The organism is Streptomyces sp. NBC_00178 (assembly GCF_036206005.1).
Classification (GTDB): Bacteria; Actinomycetota; Actinomycetes; order Streptomycetales; family Streptomycetaceae; genus Streptomyces.
On the sequence record NZ_CP108143.1, the window covers coordinates 6,055,010 to 6,071,896 of the forward strand.

A 16,887-nucleotide genomic window follows, 5' to 3' on the forward strand; every position below is an offset into this window, starting at 1 on the left:
GCTGCACGGGGTGTCAGTGGTCGATCTGCGCGGGGCGCGGGACTTCGGCGCGAACCCGTATCCGTACTACGCGAAGCTGAGGGCCGGGGGACCGGTGCACGCGGTCCGGACGGAGGAGTTCGAGCGGATCTGGATGATCGTCGGTTACGAGGAGGCCCGCGCGGCCCTCGCCGACCAGCGGTTCAGCAAGGACTGGCGCACCGCCGACCTGTGGACCGTGTCCAGCAATCCGATCAACGCGAACATGCTGGAGATGGACGCCCCGCACCACACCCGGCTGCGCAGGCTGGTGGCCCGGGAGTTCACCGCCCGGCGGATCGAGGCCATGCGCCCCAGGGTCGAGGAGATCACCGCGCGCCTCCTCGACGCGATGGTGCCCGCGGGGAGCGCCGACCTGATCGACGCCTTCGCCTTCCCGCTGCCGATGACCGTGATCTGCGAACTGCTGGGCGTCCCCGGCATGGACCGGGATGCCTTCCGCCGGCTGTCCAACGCCATCCTGGCCCCCGTCTCCCCGGAGAAGGAGGGCGAGGCGGTGCACGCGATGGGCGCCTACCTCGTGGAGTTGACCGAGGACAAGCGCCGCGCACCGGGCGACGACCTCATGAGCGCCCTGATCCAGGCGCGTGACGACGACGGCGACCGCCTTTCGCCGGACGAGCTGATCGGCATGGCCTTTCTGCTCCTGGTCGCGGGCCACGAGACGACCGTCAACCTCATCTCCAACGGTGTACGCGCGCTCCTCGACCACCCGGAGCAACTGGCGCTGCTCCGCACCCGGCCGGAGCTGATCGACGGCGCGGTCGAGGAAATGCTCCGCTACGACGGCCCCGTCGGGACGGCGACCTTCCGCTTCACCCGCGAACCCGTCCCCGTCGGCCCCGTCCTCATCCCGAAGGGCGAGGCGGTACTGGTCGCCCTCGGCTCCGGTGACCGCGACCCGGGACGCTACCCGGACCCGGACACCTTCGACATCCGGCGGGGCGCACAGGGGCACCTGGCGTTCGGGCACGGCATCCACTTCTGCCTGGGCGCCCCGCTGGCCCGGATGGAGGGCAGGATCGCGATCGCCGCGCTGCTGGAGCGGTGCCCCGGGCTCGCCCGCGACCCGGAGGGCGGTGAGCCCGACTGGCTGCCCGGGCTGCTGCTGCGGGGAGTCCGTCGTCTGCCGGTCCGCTGGTGAGGCGGCACGGCCATCACGCGCGATCTCTCCACCCGGCCTGCCTGAGGGGAACCACGTGACCACGGACACCACGAACACCACGGACGCCACGGACAGCCTGCTCGACCTCGGCGCCCTCGGCGACGACTTCACCCGCGACCCGTACCCCGTCTACGCGCGGTTGCGCGCCCTCGGGCCCGTGCACCGGGTCCGCATCCCGGAGGGCGCGACGGCCTGGCTCGTCGTCGGATACGACGCGGGGCGCGCCCTCCTCGCCGACCGGCGGCTCTCCAAGGAGTGGCACCGGGCGTCACCCGCGCTCGGAATCGGCAAGGTGTCCGCCGGCACGTCCATGCTGAGCTCCGACGCCCCGGCCCACACCCGCCTGCGCAGGCTCGTGGCCCGGGAGTTCACCGCCCGCCGGATCGAGCGACTGGCGCCCCGGATCCAGGAGACGACGGACGCCCTGCTCGACACCATGCTCGACGGTCCGGGCCGGAGCGCCGACCTGGTCGAGTCCCTGTCGTTCCCGTTGCCGATGGCCGTCATCTGCGAACTGCTCGGCGTGCCGTCCCTGGACCGGCACGCCTTCCGCGCGTGGTCGGGCACGGCGGTCTCCTCGCTGGACGCGGAGGCGCGGGGCCGTGCCACCGCCGCCATGACGGAGTACCTCGGCGAACTGCTCGCGGACAAGCGCGCGGCCCCCGGCGACGACCTGATGAGCGCGCTGATCGGCACTTCGGACGACGACGGCGACCGGCTCTCCGCCGACGAACTCCTCGGCATGGCCTGGCTGCTGCTCGTCGCCGGGCACGAGACGACGGTCAACCTCCTCACCAACGCCGTCCTGAGCCTGCTCACCCACCCCCGCCAACTGGAGCTCCTGCGCGCCGACTTCGGTCTCCTCGACAACGCGGTCGAGGAGACGCTGCGCTACGAGGGCCCCGTCGAGACACCCACGTACCGCTTCACCACCGAGCCGCTCGACGTCGCCGGCACGGTGATCCCCGGCGGCGGCGAGCTCGTCCTCGTCGCCTTGGCCGACTGCGACCGGGACCCGGCGCGCTACCCGGACCCCGGCCGCTTCGACATCACCCGGGACGCGGGCGGGCACGTCGCCTTCGGGCACGGCATCCACTACTGCCTGGGCGCGGCCCTCGCCCGCACGGAGGCCAGCATCGCGCTGGGATCCCTGCTGGAGCGATGCCCGGAACTGCGGCTCGACACCGACCCGGCCGCGCTCCCGTGGCGTACGGGCATGCTGATCCGGGGGCCGCTGAAACTGCCGGTCGCCTGGTAGCGGCGCCTCAGACGCCGGGGATCTCCGTCATCCGGACGGGGCGGTGCTCACGGCGCGACAGCTCGCACGCCTCGGCGACGCGCAGCGCGTGCAGCGCCTCGCGGCCGTCGCACGGGTTCGCGCGTTCCCCGCGCACCACGCCGAGGAACGCGTCCAGCTCGGCCGCGTACGCCGGGGCGAACCGCTCCAGGAAGCCCGGCCACGGCTTCGCCGGGGCGGGCGGGCCGGACGGCTCCGCGGACGTGAGGGGGGTGCGGTCGCCGAGACCGACGGCGATCTGGTCCAGCTCGCCCGCCAGTTCCATGCGCACGTCGTAACCGGCGCCGTTGCAGCGGGTGGCGGTCGCGGTGGCGAGCGTGCCGTCGTCCAGCGTCAGCAGCGCCGCCGCCGTGTCCACGTCGCCGGCCGCGCGGAACATGGCGGGGCCCGCGTCCGACCCGGTGGCGTACACCTCCGTCACCTCACGGCCCGTCACCCAGCGCAGGATGTCGAAGTCGTGGACGAGGCAGTCCCTGAACAGCCCTCCGGAGAGCGGGAGATAGGCGGCGGGCGGGGGAGCGGGGTCGGAGGTCGACGCCCGTACGGTGTGCAGCCGGCCCAGGGCCCCGCTCCGCACCGCGGTCCGCGCGGCGGCGTACCCCGCGTCGAACCTGCGCATGAATCCCAGCTGGAGGACGCTCCCCGCACGCTCGACCTCGTGCAGAGCGCCCAGGGTTCCCCGCAGGTCCAGCGCGACCGGCTTCTCGCAGAAGGCGGGCAGGCCCGCACGCGCCGCCCGTCCGATGAGATCCGCGTGGGCCGAGGTCGCCGAGGTGATCACCACGGCGTCGACCCCCGCGCCGAAGACGTCCTCGGCGGAGGCGAGTGCGCCGGCGCCGGTGCGCTCCGCGACCTCCGCGGCCCGGACGGCATCGGGGTCGGCGACCACGAGGGAACCGACGCCCGGGTGGCGTGCCAGGACGCCCGCGTGGAAGGAACCGATCCTGCCCGTGCCGATGAGTCCGATGCGCATGGACCCAACGTGCCGCCCTGCCGACGCACTGTCAACTATATGTCCTGACAAACCGGGGGGTGCGGCGCGAACGCACGCGGTACGCTCCCTGCCGTGCCCAGACCCGCCGCCGACTCCGCCGCCCTGGGGCTAGGCGTGGACCGCACCAGCCCCGTGCCGCTCTACCACCAACTGGCCCAGCAACTGGAGGCGGCCGTCGAGCAGGGCCGGCTCGCGCCCGGCAGCCTCCTCGGCAACGAACTCGAGCTCGCCGCCCGGCTCGGGCTCTCCCGGCCCACCGTCCGCCAGGCGATCCAGTCGCTCGTCGACAAGGGCCTCATGGTGCGCCGACGCGGTGTCGGAACCCAGATCGTGCACAGCCGCATCAGGCGCCCACTCGAGCTGAGCAGCCTGTACGACGACCTGGAGACCGCCGGCCGGCAGCCCACCACCCGGGTCCTGCGCAACACGGTCGAGCCGGCCGGGCCGGAGGTCGCGGCAGCGCTCGGTGTCGACGAGGGACGTGACGTGCATCTCGTCGAGCGGGTGCGGTACGCGAACGGCGAGCCCGTGGCCCTGCTGCGCAACCACCTCCCGCCGCGGCTGCTCGACCTCGGCTCCGCGCGGCTGGAGGCGACCGGCCTCTACCGGATGATGCGCGGCGCGGGGATCACCCTGCACAGCGCCCGCCAGACCATCGGCGCCCGGGCCGCCACCGCCGATGAGGGCGAAGCCCTGTCGGAACCGGTGGGGGCCCCGCTGCTCACGATGGAACGCACCACCTTCGACGACGGCGGCCGGGCGGTCGAGTTCGGCTCACACGTCTACCGGGCCTCGCGGTACACCTTCGAGTTCCAGCTGCTCGTGCGCCCCTGAACCGCTCCGGGCGGCTCCGCGCCGGAATGTTCGGACACAAGCATTGACGAGGTCATGCTAGATCGCTAGAACGTCGTGAGGGCGCGGCCCGCGCCCCTGCCGGGCCACGCCGGTCCGGGCTCGGGGATACTTGGCCCGGCCGGGCGGCGAGTCCGCTCTCCCGGTCTCACCAGGCAGCACAGCGAGCAGCACTAGAAGGGCACGGCGTCGTGGCAAGGGTTCGGACAGGGGTACGCGCGATGGGCGCCGTGCTGGCAGCGGTACTGGCGGCCTCCCTCGCGGGATGCAGCAGCACCGGCGGCAAGCGGGCGGAGGAGCGCGCGGCCAGGCAGGCCGCCGAGGGTCGGTCCGCGGTGAACACGCCCCGCTGGACGTTCGCCATGGTCACCCACTCGGGTGACGGCGACACCTTCTGGGACATCGTCCAGAGCGGTGCCGAGATGGCGGCCCGCAAGGACAACATCAACTTCCTGTACTCGCACAGCGCCGAGGGGCAGCAGCAGGCCGAGCTCGTCCAGACCGCGATCGACAAGAAGGTCGACGGCCTGGTCGTCTCGCTCGCCAAGCCCGACTCGCTGAAGGCGGTCGTGGCCAAGGCCGTCAAGGCGGGCATCCCCGTGATCACGGTGAACTCCGGATCGGCCGAGTCCAAGGCATTCGGCGCGCTCACCCACATCGGCCAGGACGAGTCCATCGCGGGCGAGGCCGTCGGGGACGAGCTCGGCAAGCGTGGCCGGAAGAAGGCGCTGTGCGTCCTGCACGAGCAGGGCAACGTCGGCCACGAGCAGCGGTGCGCCGGGGCCAAGAAGACCTTCGACGGGACGATGGAGAACCTCTACGTCGACGGCACGAACCTGCCCGACGTCCAGGCGTCCATCGAGGCCAAGCTCGGCGCGGACAAGAGCATCGACGCCGTCGTCACGCTCGGCGCCCCCTTCGCCGCCGCGGCCGTCAAGGCGAAGAAGACCGCGGGCAGCAAGGCCGAGATCGACACCTTCGACCTCAACGCGAGCGTCGCCGCCGGACTGCAGGACGACTCGCTGGGCTTCGCCGTCGACCAGCAGCCCTACCTCCAGGGCTACGAGGCCGTCGACCTGCTCTGGCTCTACCGCTACAACCAGAACGTGCTCGGCGGCGGCCTGCCCGTCCTGACCGGCCCGCAGATCATCACCGCCGACGACGCCGACGCCCTGGCGGAGTACGCGAAGCGGGGAACCCGATGACCGCGACCGGTCAACCGACGGTGCCCCGTACCGACGAACGCCTGCTCCACACCTCGATGCTGCGCAAGCTGCTCGGCCGGCCCGAGCTCGGCTCGGTCGTCGGGGCCGTGGCCGTCTTCCTGTTCTTCGCGATCGTGGCCGACAGCTTCCTGCGGCCGTCCAGCCTGGGCACCGTCCTGTACGCGGCCTCGACCATCGGCATCATGGCCGTACCGGTGGCCCTGCTGATGATCGGCGGCGAGTTCGACCTCTCCGCCGGTGTGATGGTGACCAGCTCGGCGCTGATCTCGTCGATCTTCAGCTACCAGCTGACCGCCAACGTCTGGACGGGCGTCTTCGTCTCGCTGCTCGTCACCCTCGGCTTCGGCGCATTCAACGGCTTCATGCTGACCCGCACCAAACTCCCGAGCTTCATCATCACGCTCGGCACGTTCCTGATGCTGACCGGGCTCAACCTGGGCTTCACCAAGCTCCTCAGCGACACGGTCTCGACCAAGGCCATCGGCGACATGGAGGGCTTCGATTCGGCCCGCAAGGTCTTCGCGTCCTACCTCACCATCGGCGGCGTCGAGCTGAAGGTCACCATCCTGTGGTGGGTGGTGCTCATCGCCGTCGCCACCTGGATCCTGATCCGCACCCGCTTCGGGAACTGGATCTTCGCGGTCGGCGGCCAGGCCGACGCGGCCCGCGCGGTCGGTGTCCCGGTGATCCGCACCCGCATCGGGCTCTATCTCGGTGTCGCCTTCGCCGCCTGGATCTCCGGGCAGCACCTGCTGTTCTCCTACGACGTCGTGCAGTCCGGCGAAGGCGTCGGCAACGAGCTGATCTACATCATCGCGGCCGTCATCGGCGGCTGCCTGATCACCGGCGGCTACGGCTCCGGCATCGGATCGGCCATCGGCGCCCTCATCTTCGGCATGACCAGCAAGGGCATCGTGTACGCGGAGTGGAACCCCGACTGGTTCAAGTTCTTCCTGGGGGCGATGCTGCTCCTGGCCACCCTGCTCAACGCATGGGTACGCAAGCGCGCGGAGGCGACGACATGACGGCCACCCAGGCGCCCGCACCCCGGGACCCGGCCGGTCCGGCGCTGATCCAGCTCGACGACGTCAGCAAGTTCTACGGCAACATCAAGGCGCTGGAGGACGTCTCGCTGGAGGTCCGGGCGGGGGAGATCTCCTGCGTCCTCGGTGACAACGGCGCGGGCAAGTCGACCCTCATCAAGATCATCGCGGGCCTCCACAAGCACGACGCGGGAACCTTCCTCATCGAGGGGCAGGAGACGACCCTCGCCAATCCGCGCGACGCGCTGGACCGGGGCATCGCCACCGTCTACCAGGACCTCGCCGTCGTGCCGCTCATGCCGGTCTGGCGCAACTTCTTCCTGGGCTCGGAGCCGACGAAGGGCACAGGCCCCCTCAAGCGCCTCGACGTCCGTCGGATGCGCGAGACGACGCGTGCGGAACTGCTGCGCATGGGCATCGACCTGCGTGACGTCGACCAGCCCATCGGCACCCTCTCCGGCGGCGAGCGCCAGTGCGTCGCCATCGCCCGCGCCGTGTACTTCGGTGCCAAGGTCCTCGTCCTGGACGAGCCGACCGCGGCGCTCGGCGTCAAGCAGTCGGGGGTCGTCCTCAAGTACGTCGCGGCCGCCAGGGACGCCGGGCTCGGCGTGGTTCTCATCACGCACAACCCGCATCACGCCTATCTGGTCGGCGACCGGTTCGTCCTGCTCAAGCGGGGCGCGATGTCCGGCAGCCACACCAGGGACGACGTCACCCTGGACGAGCTGACCCGCCAGATGGCCGGTGGGAGCGAGCTCGAAGAGCTCAGCCACGAGCTCGAGCGGGCTCCGGCCCCGGACCTCCACGGGCCCCGCCGGACCGGGGAAGACGCCCCTTAAGTCACGTCCCGTACCCCGCGCCCCTGACCCGGAGACCGGCTCCAGGGGCGCGGGAATGGCAGAATCGTGCACGGTGGACGCCGTCCGCCGCCGGACCGAACACCGACCGGCCCCCCGACCTGCGCAGGGACGATGAGCACGTACCGCGACTTCACACACCGCGGCTCCGCCCGCGCCACCGTCCTGCGGACCGTCGGCACCAAGGAGAGGCGCTCGCACCTCACGGCGCCCCGCGTCCCCACGGTCGGCATCGACATCGGCGGGACGAAGGTGATGGCGGGCGTCGTGGACGCCGACGGCAACATCCTGGAGACGCTCCGCACGGAGACTCCGGACAAGTCCAAGAGCCCCAAGGTCGTCGAGGACACCATCGTCGAGCTGGTCCTGGACCTCTCCGACCGGCACGACGTGCACGCCGTCGGCATCGGCGCCGCGGGCTGGGTCGACGCGGACCGCTCCAAGGTGCTCTTCGCACCGCACCTCGCCTGGCGCGACGAACCCCTCCGGGACGCCATCGCCTCCCGGCTCGTCGTCCCCGTCATGGTCGACAACGACGCCAACACGGCGGCCTGGGCCGAATGGCGCTTCGGCGCCGGACGCGGCGAGGACCACCTGGTCATGATCACGCTGGGCACGGGCATCGGCGGTGCCATCCTTGAGGACGGCCACGTCAAGCGCGGCAAGTACGGCGTCGCCGGTGAGTTCGGCCACATGCAGGTCGTGCCCGGCGGCCACCGCTGCCCCTGTGGGAACCGCGGCTGCTGGGAGCAGTACAGCTCGGGCAACGCCCTGGTGCGCGAGGCCAGGGAACTGGCCGCGGCGGACTCCCCGGTGGCCCACGGCCTCATCGAGCGGGTCAAGGGCAACATCCCCGAGATCACCGGGCCCCTCATCACCGAACTCGCCCGCGAGGGCGACGCGATGTGCGTGGAGCTGCTCCAGGACATCGGGCAGTGGCTCGGCGTGGGCATCGCCAACCTCGCCGCCGCGCTGGACCCCTCGTGCTTCGTCATCGGCGGCGGGGTCAGCGCTGCCGACGACCTGCTGATCGGTCCGGCCCGGGACGCCTTCAAGCGCCACCTCACGGGCCGCGGCTACCGCCCCGAGGCGCGGATCGCGAAGGCGCAGCTCGGCCCCGAGGCCGGTATGGTCGGTGCCGCCGACCTCGCGCGCCTGGTCGCCCGGCGCTTCCGCCGGACGAACCGCCGCCGGGTCGAGCGCTACGAGCGCTACGCCCAGTTCTACGACCAGGCCGCCAGCACCATCAGGAACTCGCGCGGCACCCGCAGCTCCGACGACTGACCGGCCGCCGCACGACGCGGCGCTCCCGGCCACCCGCACTCCGCACCGCAGCTTCGAGGGATCACCGACCATGACCGCAGCCGAGCACCACATCGTGCCGCGCCAGCCCCCTTCGTCGGGCGACGCGGGGTCCTCCGGGCCGGCGGGCACCCCGGGCTCCCCGGATCCCGCCGGGGGCGACGACGGGACGCCTCCGCAGGACCGGCGCCGGGTCATGCGCCGCCGCCTGATCACGCTCACCATCATCGTGCTGCTGATCGGCATCCCGGCCGGCTATCTGGTGATCTCGGCCGGCCAGAGCCGCCGCTCCGGCAAGGACAAGGAGGCGGAGGCCGCGGCCCAGGGGCTGCGCGAGGACTGGCCGTCCGGCATGCAGCGCCGCATCTTCGAACTGCCTGTCCCGGGCAACGCGGTCGGGGTCCAGTACTACGAGACCAACAACTGGAAAGCCAGCCGGATGTACGTCAAGTTCCGTACGACCTCCGCCGGCCTCGACCGTTTCCTCAGCGGCGTCGGAACAGGCCGCGCGGCGCTGGAGACCGGCAAGGTCACGATCGGCGCGCGGGACCTCAAGGTCACCGGGTGGATCTTCGGACCGGGCGTCGACTGGGCGGGCACGGTCCACAGGAACAAGGACCCGCGCCCCACCCAGAACATCACCGTCAACATGACGGATCCGGCGGCTCCCGTCGTCTACGTGGTGTCCGCGGCGACCCCCTGACGGGGAGCGGGCGGGGCGCTCATTACCCTGGAGCGAGTGAGTGACGTGAGCGAGACGACCCCGCAGCCCGCCCGGCCCCCGCGGACGGCGCACCCCGAGCCCCTCCAGGGCGAGGTGATCCGGCAGCTGCCCCAGGCGCCCGGACCCGTACCGGGACAGCCGTACGCGCAGGCCCCCCACGCCGTCCACGGCCCGCCGCCACAGATGACCGACCCGCTGTCGCAGCCCCCGGCCGGCCGGCCCGGCCCCCACGCGGCCGACCCCGCGTCGTCGTCCCAGGTGACCGCGCAGTTCCCGCAGGCGGTCCCCGGACCGCACCACGGCGGGCCCGAGGCCGGCGACGGGTCCCGGCCCGGCTTCACCCCGCAGGGGCCCCAGGCGGGCTTCGTGCCGCAGCGCCCGGAACCCGGTTTCGCGCCGGCCTCGCAGCCCGGTTTCGTCCCGCAGGGACAGCAGGCCCCGCAGCCCGATTTCGCCCCGGCTCCGCAAACCCCGCAGCCCGGTTTCGCCGCCCCGGCTCCGCAGGCCCCGCAGCCCGGTTTCGCCCCGCAGGGCGACCACCCCGGGCCCGCCGCCGCGCGGGCTCCGCAGCCCGGGCAGGCACAGCAGGCCCCGCGGGCCTCGCAGCCGGGCTTCGCCCCGGCTCCGCAGGCCCCGCAGCCCGGTTTCGCCCCGGCTCCGCAGGCCCCCGAGGCCCCGCAGCCCGGTTTCGCCCCGCAGGGCGACCACCCCGGGCCCGCCGCCGCGCGGGCTCCGCAGCCCGGGCAGGCCCCGCGGGCCTCGCAGCCCGGCCGCCTGCTCCAGTACCGCTTCGACGGACCGGAGGACGCCCCCGTCCTCGTCATCGGGCCGTCCCTCGGCACCACCTGGCACATGTGGGACCGCCAGATACCCGAGCTCTCGCAGCACTGGAGGATCTTCCGCTACGACCTGCCCGGCCACGGCGGAGCCCCCGCGCACCCCGCCGCCGCCGTCAGCGACCTCGCCGACCGGCTGCTCGCCACGCTGGACAGCGTCGGCGTCCAGCGCTTCGGTTACGCGGGCTGCTCCATCGGCGGTGCGGTCGGGGCCGACCTCGCCCTGCGCCACCCCCACCGGATCGCCGCGCTCGCGCTCGTCGCCGCCTCACCGCGCTTCGGCACCGCCGACGAGTTCCGGCAGCGCGGGGTGATCGTCCGCAGCAACGGCCTGGAGCCGATCGCCCGCACCTCCCCGGAGCGCTGGTTCACCCCCGGCTTCGCGGCCGCCCAGCCCGCCATCGTCGAGTGGGCCGTCCAGATGGTCCGCACCACCGACCCCGGCTGCTACATCGCCTCCTGCGAGGCCCTGGCCGCCTTCGACATCCGTACGGAACTCTCCCGCATCGGGGTCCCGACGCTCGTGCTCGTGGGAGCGGACGACAAGGTCACCGGCCCCGCCGAGGCCCGGAACCTGGTCGCGGGCATCCCGGACGCCCGTCTCGCCCTCGTGCCCGGAGCCTCGCACCTCGCGCCCGTCGAGCAGCCGGCCGCGGTCACCGACCTGCTGTTCATGCACTTCTCGACGGCCTGGCAGGACACCCTGGCCTCGATCCCCGTCCCGCCGTCCCCCGCCTTCACGGCCCCGTTCGCCCCCGTCGTGCCCGTCGCGGAGATCGCCTCGGCCGGCGAACTGCCCGACGCCTCCACGACGGGCCGCGGCGATGCGCGCGAGCGCGGCATGAAGGTCCGGCGCGAGGTGCTGGGGGACGCCCACGTCGACGCCGCGACGGCCGCGTCCGACGGCTTCACCGACGACTTCGAGGAGCTCCTCACCCGTTACGCCTGGGGGGAGATCTGGTCCAGGGAGGGCCTCGACCGCCGCGCCCGCAGCTGTGTCACCCTCACCGCCGTCGTCGCCTCCGGCCACCTCGGCGGGCTCGCCCAGCACGTCAGGGCGGCCCTGCGCAACGGGCTCACCCCCGTCGAGATCAAGGAAGTCCTGCTCCAGACCGCCGTCTACTGCGGCATTCCGGCGGCCGGTGCCGCGTTCGAGATCGCGCAGTCCGTCATCCAGGAGGAAACCACCCCGCCCGCGTAGCAGGATGGGGACATGAACGCTTCGCCTCTGACGCTCACCAAGAAGACCCACTCGTGCGTCCGCCTGGAGCGGGACGGGCAGTCGCTCGTGATCGACCCGGGCGGGTTCACCGAGGACGACGCCCTCGTCGGTGCCGACGCGATCCTGGTGACGCACGAACACCCGGACCACTTCGACGAGGCGCGCCTGCGTGCCGCACTCGAGGCCGATCCGGGACTGCGGCTGTGGACCCTGCGCAGTGTGGCCGAGCGACTGTCCACCGCGTTCCCGGGACGGGTGCACACCGTGGGGCACGGCGACGGCTTCGCCGCCGCCGGATTCGACGTACAGGTGCACGGCGAACTGCACGCGGTGATCCACCCGGACATTCCCAGGATCACCAACATCGGCTTCCTCGTGGACGGTTCGGTCTTCCATCCCGGCGACGCGCTCACCGTGCCGGACCGGCCGGTGGACACGCTGATGCTGCCGGTGATGGCCCCCTGGAACAAGATCTCGGAGGTCATCGACTACGTACGCGAGGTCAAGCCGCGCCGAGCCATCGACATCCACGACGCGCTGCTCACCGATCTCGCCCGCCCGATCTACGACACGCAGATCGGATCGCTGGGCGGCACGGACCACGGGCGGCTGACACCGGGCGACGCGACCCGTCTCTGACCCGGCTGTCAGTGGGAGCGGCTAGGTTTACCGCATGCGCATCGCCACCTGGAACGTCAACTCGATCACCGCCCGGCTTCCCAGGCTCCTGGCCTGGCTGGAGAGCAGCGGCACCGACGTGCTGTGCATCCAGGAGACCAAGTGCACGCTCGAACAGTTCCCCGCCGAAGCCCTGCGCGAGGCGGGTTACGAGTCCGCGGTCAACGCCACGGGCCGGTGGAACGGCGTGGCGCTGCTCTCCCGGGTGGGCCTCGCCGACGTCGTGACCGGCCTGCCCGGCGGCCCCGACTACGAGGGCGTGCAGGAGCCGAGGGCGGTCTCGGCGACCTGCGGGCCCGTCCGTGTCTGGTCCGTCTACGTGCCCAACGGCCGCGAGGTCGCCCACGAGCACTACGGCTACAAGCTGCGCTGGCTCGAAGCCCTGCGGGAGGCCGTCGCGGGGGACGCGGCGGGAGCGCTGCCCTTCGCCGTCCTCGGCGACTACAACATCGCGCCCACCGACGAGGACGTCTGGGACCCGGCCGTCTTCGAGGGGGCCACTCATGTCACCCCCGCCGAGCGGGACGCGCTCGCCGCACTCCGCGAGCAGGGGCTCTCGGACGTGGTGCCGCGCCCCCTCAAGTACGACCGCCCGTACTCCTACTGGGACTACCGACAGCTCGCCTTCCCGAAGAACAGGGGCATGCGCATCGACCTGGTCTACGGCAACGCCCCCTTCGCGGCGGCGGTCAAGGACAGTTACGTCGACCGCGAGGAGCGCAAGGGCAAGGGAGCGTCCGACCACGCCCCGGTGGTCGTCGACCTCGACGTCTGACGGGCCCGGAGCCGGTTCCGAGGAACCGGCTCCACCGGACGACGTGCTCTCTACGGAGCCGGTTTCGTGCGCAGCAGATGCGGCGCGCGTTCCGCGACGGCCCGCATCACCTCGCGCTTGGAGGGGTTGACCATGGAATACCCCGCGACGGTGACCGTGGGCACCGTCTCGTTGCCGTCGGCGACCGAGCGGACGAAGGCCGCCGCGTCCTCGTCGCGCCAGATGTTCACCTCGGTGTAGGTCAGCCCGGAGAAGCGGAGGCGCAGCCGCAGCTTCATGCAGTAGGGACAACCGGGCCGCCAGTGGACGACCATGCCGTCGCGGTCCTCTGCCATCGGATGCCCTTCGGATCGTGTGCTGCGCGGCGACTCGCGCCTCCGGTCACCCACAGCCAACCGTCCGCACCTGCCGTGCGCAAGCCTCGGAGGACGCTGCCGGACGGCGGGGCCGGATTCCGTGGCACCGCACGGTGCCGGACCCGCGGGCCGGCACCGTGCGGCCCGCACCGTGCGCCGGGCACCGGGACGGGTCAGTGCACGGAGAATCCGCCGTCGACGAAGAGGGACTGGCCTGTCACATAGGCCGAGGCGGCGCTCGCCAGGAACACGGCGGCGCCCGCGAAGTCCGCCGCGAGCCCGTTGCGGCCCACCATGGTGCGGGCGGCCAGCGCGGCCACCCGTTCCGGGTCCGACGACAGCCGCGCGTTGAGCGGGGTCATGACGAAACCCGGCACCAGTGTGTTGCAGGTGACGCCGTGCGGTGACCAGGCCTCGGCCTGCGAACGCGCCAGCGATTCCAGCGCGCCCTTCGAGACGCCGTACGCGCCGCTCTGCACGAAGGCGCGGTGCGCCTGCTGCGACGTGATGTGGATGATGCGGCCGAACCCCCGCTCGGCCATGCCGGGACCGAAGCGCCGTCCGAGCAGGTAGGGCGCCTTGAGGTTGACCGTCATCGTGGTGTCCCAGACGTCCTCCTCCAACTCGCTCATCGGGGGACGCAGATTGATGCCCGCGGAGTTCACGAGGATGTCGGGCTCGCCGAAGGCGGCCGCCGACGCCTCCGCCGCGGTCCGGACCCCTTCACTCGTCCCGAGGTCCGCACTCACCCATGCCGCCCGGCACCCTTCGGCGGTGAGTTCCTCCACGGTCCGTTCCAGCTCCGCCTCCCGGCGCGCCACGACCACCACACGCGCGCCCGCGTGCGCGAGCGCACCGGCGATGCCGCGGCCGATGCCGGAGCTGCCGCCGGTCACCAGGGCGACTTTGCCCTCCAGCGAGAAGAGTTCGGAGAGATAGTTCTGCGAGGTCATCCTCGTAGCCTAGGGAGACGACCGGTCCTGCTCCGGGCCGGGGTGGCGGCCGTCGTCGCCGCGCGGTGGGGACGGCTGCGGGGGCACTTCGGCCCTCAGCGCACTTCGCCGCGGACGCTGCCGCCGCCGATGCCGTCGACAAACGTCACGTAGGCGGGCGTGAACGTACCCTTCCCCGTCACGGTGCCCGTCACGTTCTCACCGGGTGCAAGCTCGACCGTGGCGATCCGGTTCTCGTCCACGGCGGGTTCGGCAGGGTGCTTGCTGCCGTCGGTGCCCGTGAGGGAGAAGTACAGAGGGTCGACGCCGATGACGGTCCCTCCGTTGTTCGTGACCGTCACCCGCACGCTCGTGTAGTCGGTGCCGTCGGCGAGGGCGCTGCCGTGGAAGCCGGTTCTCGTCACCGCGAGGGTGACGGGCCCGGCGGCGGGACGGGACGTCGCCTGCCCCTCCGGCTCCGCGTCGCTGTCGTTGCCCGCCGCGGCGGCGGAAGCGGTGGCGGCCGGCTCGGGGCCGCGCGGTGCGGGGTCCTCGCCGCCTCCGAGCAGGGCCGCACTGCCGATGGCGAAGACGAGGACGAGCCCGACGACTCCGAGGCAGCTGAAGCCGACGATCCTCCCTGCACGCCGTCCTTCCTGCCGACGGGGCCGCTGAGGCGCCTGTGGCAGCGGACCTCCGTCCGGCTGCTGCGAACGGCCGGGCTGCGGCTCCTGATGCGACATGTGCCCCCCCAAGGACGGATCACCGGGCAAGACCGTAGCGGCGTGGCGCACGGCAGGGGAGGCCGGTGTTCCGTTGGTGACGGAGCTGTGACCGAGCCGTGGCGATGACGGGCGGAGGAGGGCCCCGCCCGTCGGAACGGCCGTCGTGCCCGGCGCTCCGGGTCTCGTCCTGGGGCTCTCCGGCATACCCTGCAACCAGGAACGACCGACCGAGCGTCGAACCGGTGTACACGCCGTGCGTGGCGGGAGCATCCGATCCGGCCCCCTGACGCCCCGTGCGTCCAGGGCCGTCGTCCACACCCCCCGGGGCGCGGCCTCCCGCAGCCGGATTTGTGTCATGGTGATCCTGAAGGCGGCGCTTCAGAGGGAGTTGTTCCCGTGGGCGACGGGGAGCGAGTGGGAGTCGACGGAGAGATGGTCATGGAGAAGACAGGCACGCCGGGACCGGCTTCGGCCGGGATGCGGGCCGGACACCGACCGCCCGCTTCTTCGCACGGTCCGAGAAACGACGCCGACGCACCCTGGGGGACCCGGTCATGAACATTCGCTTCCTGGACAACTGGCGGAAACGGCACGGCGGTACGCAGGCGGCGGCGCTCAAGGAAGCCGTCAGGACCGATCCGGAGGGCGTGGCGGAGCTGCTCGCGGAGTGCGAGCTGCTGCGTGCACGCGCGGGACAGTGCGGACTCGAACTGGACGACAGCCCGGGCTCGTTGTCCGCGCTCGACCAGTTGCCGCCGATCTGGCGCGACGACCCGGAGGAGCTGCCCTGGGTGGGCAACGACGCGGGCCTCTACCTCGGCACCGTGCTGGTGCGCACCGTTCCCGGCGCCGCGTGGGACATCCTGGCCGGCGGACGGCCCGTGGTGCGGCTGGCATCGGGGCGGGAGATCGACGTCGTCGCCGCGGGTCTCGACTGGGCGGTCTCCGGAAGTCCCGAGCTCTCCGAGATGTACGCGGAGTCGGCCGAGAGCGGCCCGGAGGTCAAAGCGCGATAAACAGCCTTATCCGCGGCCGGTGCGTGTCGGCCCGGAGCGTGTGTCCGCCCCGGATAGTTTGCGCTGACCTCGACACCGTCGACAAGTGGGTAGGGCAGCGTATGGCCGTCGATCCGTTGATCGAACTGCGGGACGTCAACAAGTACTTCGGGAAGTTGCACGTACTGCGGGACATCAATCTCACCGTCGGCCGCGGGGAGGTGGTGGTGGTCATCGGCCCCTCCGGATCGGGCAAGTCGACCCTCTGCCGGACGATCAACAGACTCGAGACGATCGAGTCCGGCCGTATCACCATCGACGGCAGACCGCTCCCCGAGGAGGGTAAGGGTCTCGCCCAGCTCCGGGCCGAAGTCGGCATGGTCTTCCAGTCGTTCAACCTCTTCGCCCACAAGACCGTGCTGGCGAACGTGACCCTCGCCCAGCTCAAGGTCCGCAAGCGGAAGAAGGACGAGGCCGACCAGCGCTCCCGGGAACTCCTGGAGCGCGTCGGCCTCGCCTCGCAGGCGGACAAGCTCCCCGCGCAGCTCTCCGGAGGACAGCAGCAGCGCGTCGCCATCGCACGCGCCCTCGCCATGGACCCCAAGGCGCTCCTCTTCGACGAGCCGACCTCCGCGCTCGACCCCGAGATGATCAACGAGGTCCTGGAGGTCATGCGGCAACTCGCGCGCGAGGGCATGACCATGGTCGTCGTCACGCACGAGATGGGGTTCGCCCGTTCCGCGGCCAACCGTGTGGTCTTCATGTCCGACGGCGCCGTCATCGAGGACCGCACACCGGAGGACTTCTTCACCGCCCCGGAGAGCGACCGCGCCAAGGACTTCCTGTCCAAGATCCTCAAGCACTGACGG

Annotated in this window: 17 protein-coding genes; 13 read left to right on the top strand and 4 right to left on the bottom strand. The window is 72.0% G+C overall.

What is annotated here, in order from left to right:
- Positions 1–10 precede the first annotated feature (10 nt).
- Positions 11–1,183 carry a cytochrome P450 family protein gene (locus tag OHT61_RS26455; protein ID WP_329041646.1) on the top strand — a complete coding sequence of 391 codons (1,173 nt, stop codon included), beginning with the start codon at positions 11–13 and terminating at the stop codon, positions 1,181–1,183.
- A 55-nt stretch (positions 1,184–1,238) separates the two neighbouring features.
- Positions 1,239–2,462, top strand: a complete 1,224-nt coding sequence (locus OHT61_RS26460; protein WP_329041647.1) for a cytochrome P450 family protein — start codon at positions 1,239–1,241, stop codon at positions 2,460–2,462.
- Positions 2,463–2,469: 7 nt separating this feature from the next.
- Here the strand turns inward: OHT61_RS26460 and OHT61_RS26465 are convergent, their stop codons facing one another.
- Positions 2,470–3,474 (bottom strand): Gfo/Idh/MocA family protein, encoded by a 1,005-nt coding sequence (locus OHT61_RS26465; RefSeq protein WP_329041648.1) that lies wholly within the window; start codon positions 3,472–3,474, stop codon positions 2,470–2,472.
- A gap of 93 nt (positions 3,475–3,567) precedes the next feature.
- Here OHT61_RS26465 and OHT61_RS26470 point away from each other — a divergent pair, with 93 nt between their 5' ends.
- The 9 genes from OHT61_RS26470 (at position 3,568) to OHT61_RS26510 (ending at position 13,010) form a co-directional block, all read left to right on the top strand.
- On the top strand, positions 3,568–4,329 hold the full coding sequence (locus OHT61_RS26470; RefSeq protein ID WP_329041649.1) for a GntR family transcriptional regulator: 762 nt from the start codon (positions 3,568–3,570) through the stop codon (positions 4,327–4,329).
- Positions 4,330–4,538: 209 nt separating this feature from the next.
- Positions 4,539–5,552 (top strand): substrate-binding domain-containing protein, encoded by a 1,014-nt coding sequence (locus OHT61_RS26475; RefSeq protein WP_443049535.1) that lies wholly within the window; start codon positions 4,539–4,541, stop codon positions 5,550–5,552.
- Positions 5,549–6,598, top strand: coding sequence for an ABC transporter permease (locus tag OHT61_RS26480; protein ID WP_329041651.1), 1,050 nt, complete (start codon positions 5,549–5,551; stop codon positions 6,596–6,598). Before OHT61_RS26475 ends, OHT61_RS26480 begins: the two co-directional genes overlap by 4 nt.
- The gene (locus tag OHT61_RS26485) at positions 6,595–7,455 is read left to right on the top strand and encodes an ATP-binding cassette domain-containing protein (RefSeq protein WP_329041653.1); all 861 of its coding nucleotides are present in this window, start codon (positions 6,595–6,597) and stop codon (positions 7,453–7,455) included. The genes OHT61_RS26480 and OHT61_RS26485 overlap by 4 nt, the downstream gene beginning before the upstream one ends.
- Positions 7,456–7,587: 132 nt before the next feature.
- A complete protein-coding gene (locus tag OHT61_RS26490) occupies positions 7,588–8,757 on the top strand; it encodes an ROK family glucokinase (RefSeq protein ID WP_329041654.1) in 1,170 nt (389 codons plus the stop codon).
- Between the two features lie 70 nt (positions 8,758–8,827).
- Positions 8,828–9,478, top strand: a complete 651-nt coding sequence (locus tag OHT61_RS26495; protein ID WP_329041655.1) for a hypothetical protein — start codon at positions 8,828–8,830, stop codon at positions 9,476–9,478.
- Positions 9,479–10,273: 795 nt separating this feature from the next.
- Entirely contained in the window at positions 10,274–11,536 is a 1,263-nt protein-coding gene (pcaDC, locus tag OHT61_RS26500; protein ID WP_329043396.1) for a bifunctional 3-oxoadipate enol-lactonase/4-carboxymuconolactone decarboxylase PcaDC, read from the top strand.
- A 12-nt stretch (positions 11,537–11,548) separates the two neighbouring features.
- Positions 11,549–12,196, top strand: a complete 648-nt coding sequence (locus tag OHT61_RS26505) for an MBL fold metallo-hydrolase (protein ID WP_329041656.1) — start codon at positions 11,549–11,551, stop codon at positions 12,194–12,196.
- A gap of 34 nt (positions 12,197–12,230) precedes the next feature.
- Positions 12,231–13,010, top strand: coding sequence for an exodeoxyribonuclease III (locus OHT61_RS26510; RefSeq protein ID WP_329041657.1), 780 nt, complete (start codon positions 12,231–12,233; stop codon positions 13,008–13,010).
- A 50-nt stretch (positions 13,011–13,060) separates the two neighbouring features.
- On the opposite strand, the gene OHT61_RS26515 is transcribed toward OHT61_RS26510, so the two are convergent.
- The 3 genes from OHT61_RS26515 to OHT61_RS26525 form a co-directional block, all read right to left on the bottom strand.
- Positions 13,061–13,345: a glutaredoxin domain-containing protein gene (locus OHT61_RS26515; protein WP_329041658.1), complete on the bottom strand. Its 285-nt coding sequence runs from the start codon at positions 13,343–13,345 to the stop codon at positions 13,061–13,063.
- Positions 13,346–13,539: 194 nt separating this feature from the next.
- Complete coding sequence (locus tag OHT61_RS26520; protein ID WP_329041659.1) at positions 13,540–14,319, bottom strand: SDR family NAD(P)-dependent oxidoreductase; 780 nt, start codon at positions 14,317–14,319, stop codon at positions 13,540–13,542.
- A gap of 95 nt (positions 14,320–14,414) precedes the next feature.
- A complete protein-coding gene (locus OHT61_RS26525; RefSeq protein WP_329041660.1) occupies positions 14,415–15,041 on the bottom strand; it encodes a DUF4352 domain-containing protein in 627 nt (208 codons plus the stop codon).
- Between the two features lie 536 nt (positions 15,042–15,577).
- On the opposite strand from OHT61_RS26525, the gene OHT61_RS26530 reads away from it, so the two are divergent.
- Together OHT61_RS26530 and OHT61_RS26535 are read left to right on the top strand one after the other, a co-directional pair.
- Positions 15,578–16,039 (top strand): DUF6278 family protein, encoded by a 462-nt coding sequence (locus OHT61_RS26530; RefSeq protein WP_329041662.1) that lies wholly within the window; start codon positions 15,578–15,580, stop codon positions 16,037–16,039.
- 101 nt (positions 16,040–16,140) lie between these two features.
- The gene (locus OHT61_RS26535) at positions 16,141–16,884 is read left to right on the top strand and encodes an amino acid ABC transporter ATP-binding protein (protein ID WP_329041664.1); all 744 of its coding nucleotides are present in this window, start codon (positions 16,141–16,143) and stop codon (positions 16,882–16,884) included.
- Positions 16,885–16,887 lie beyond the last annotated feature (3 nt).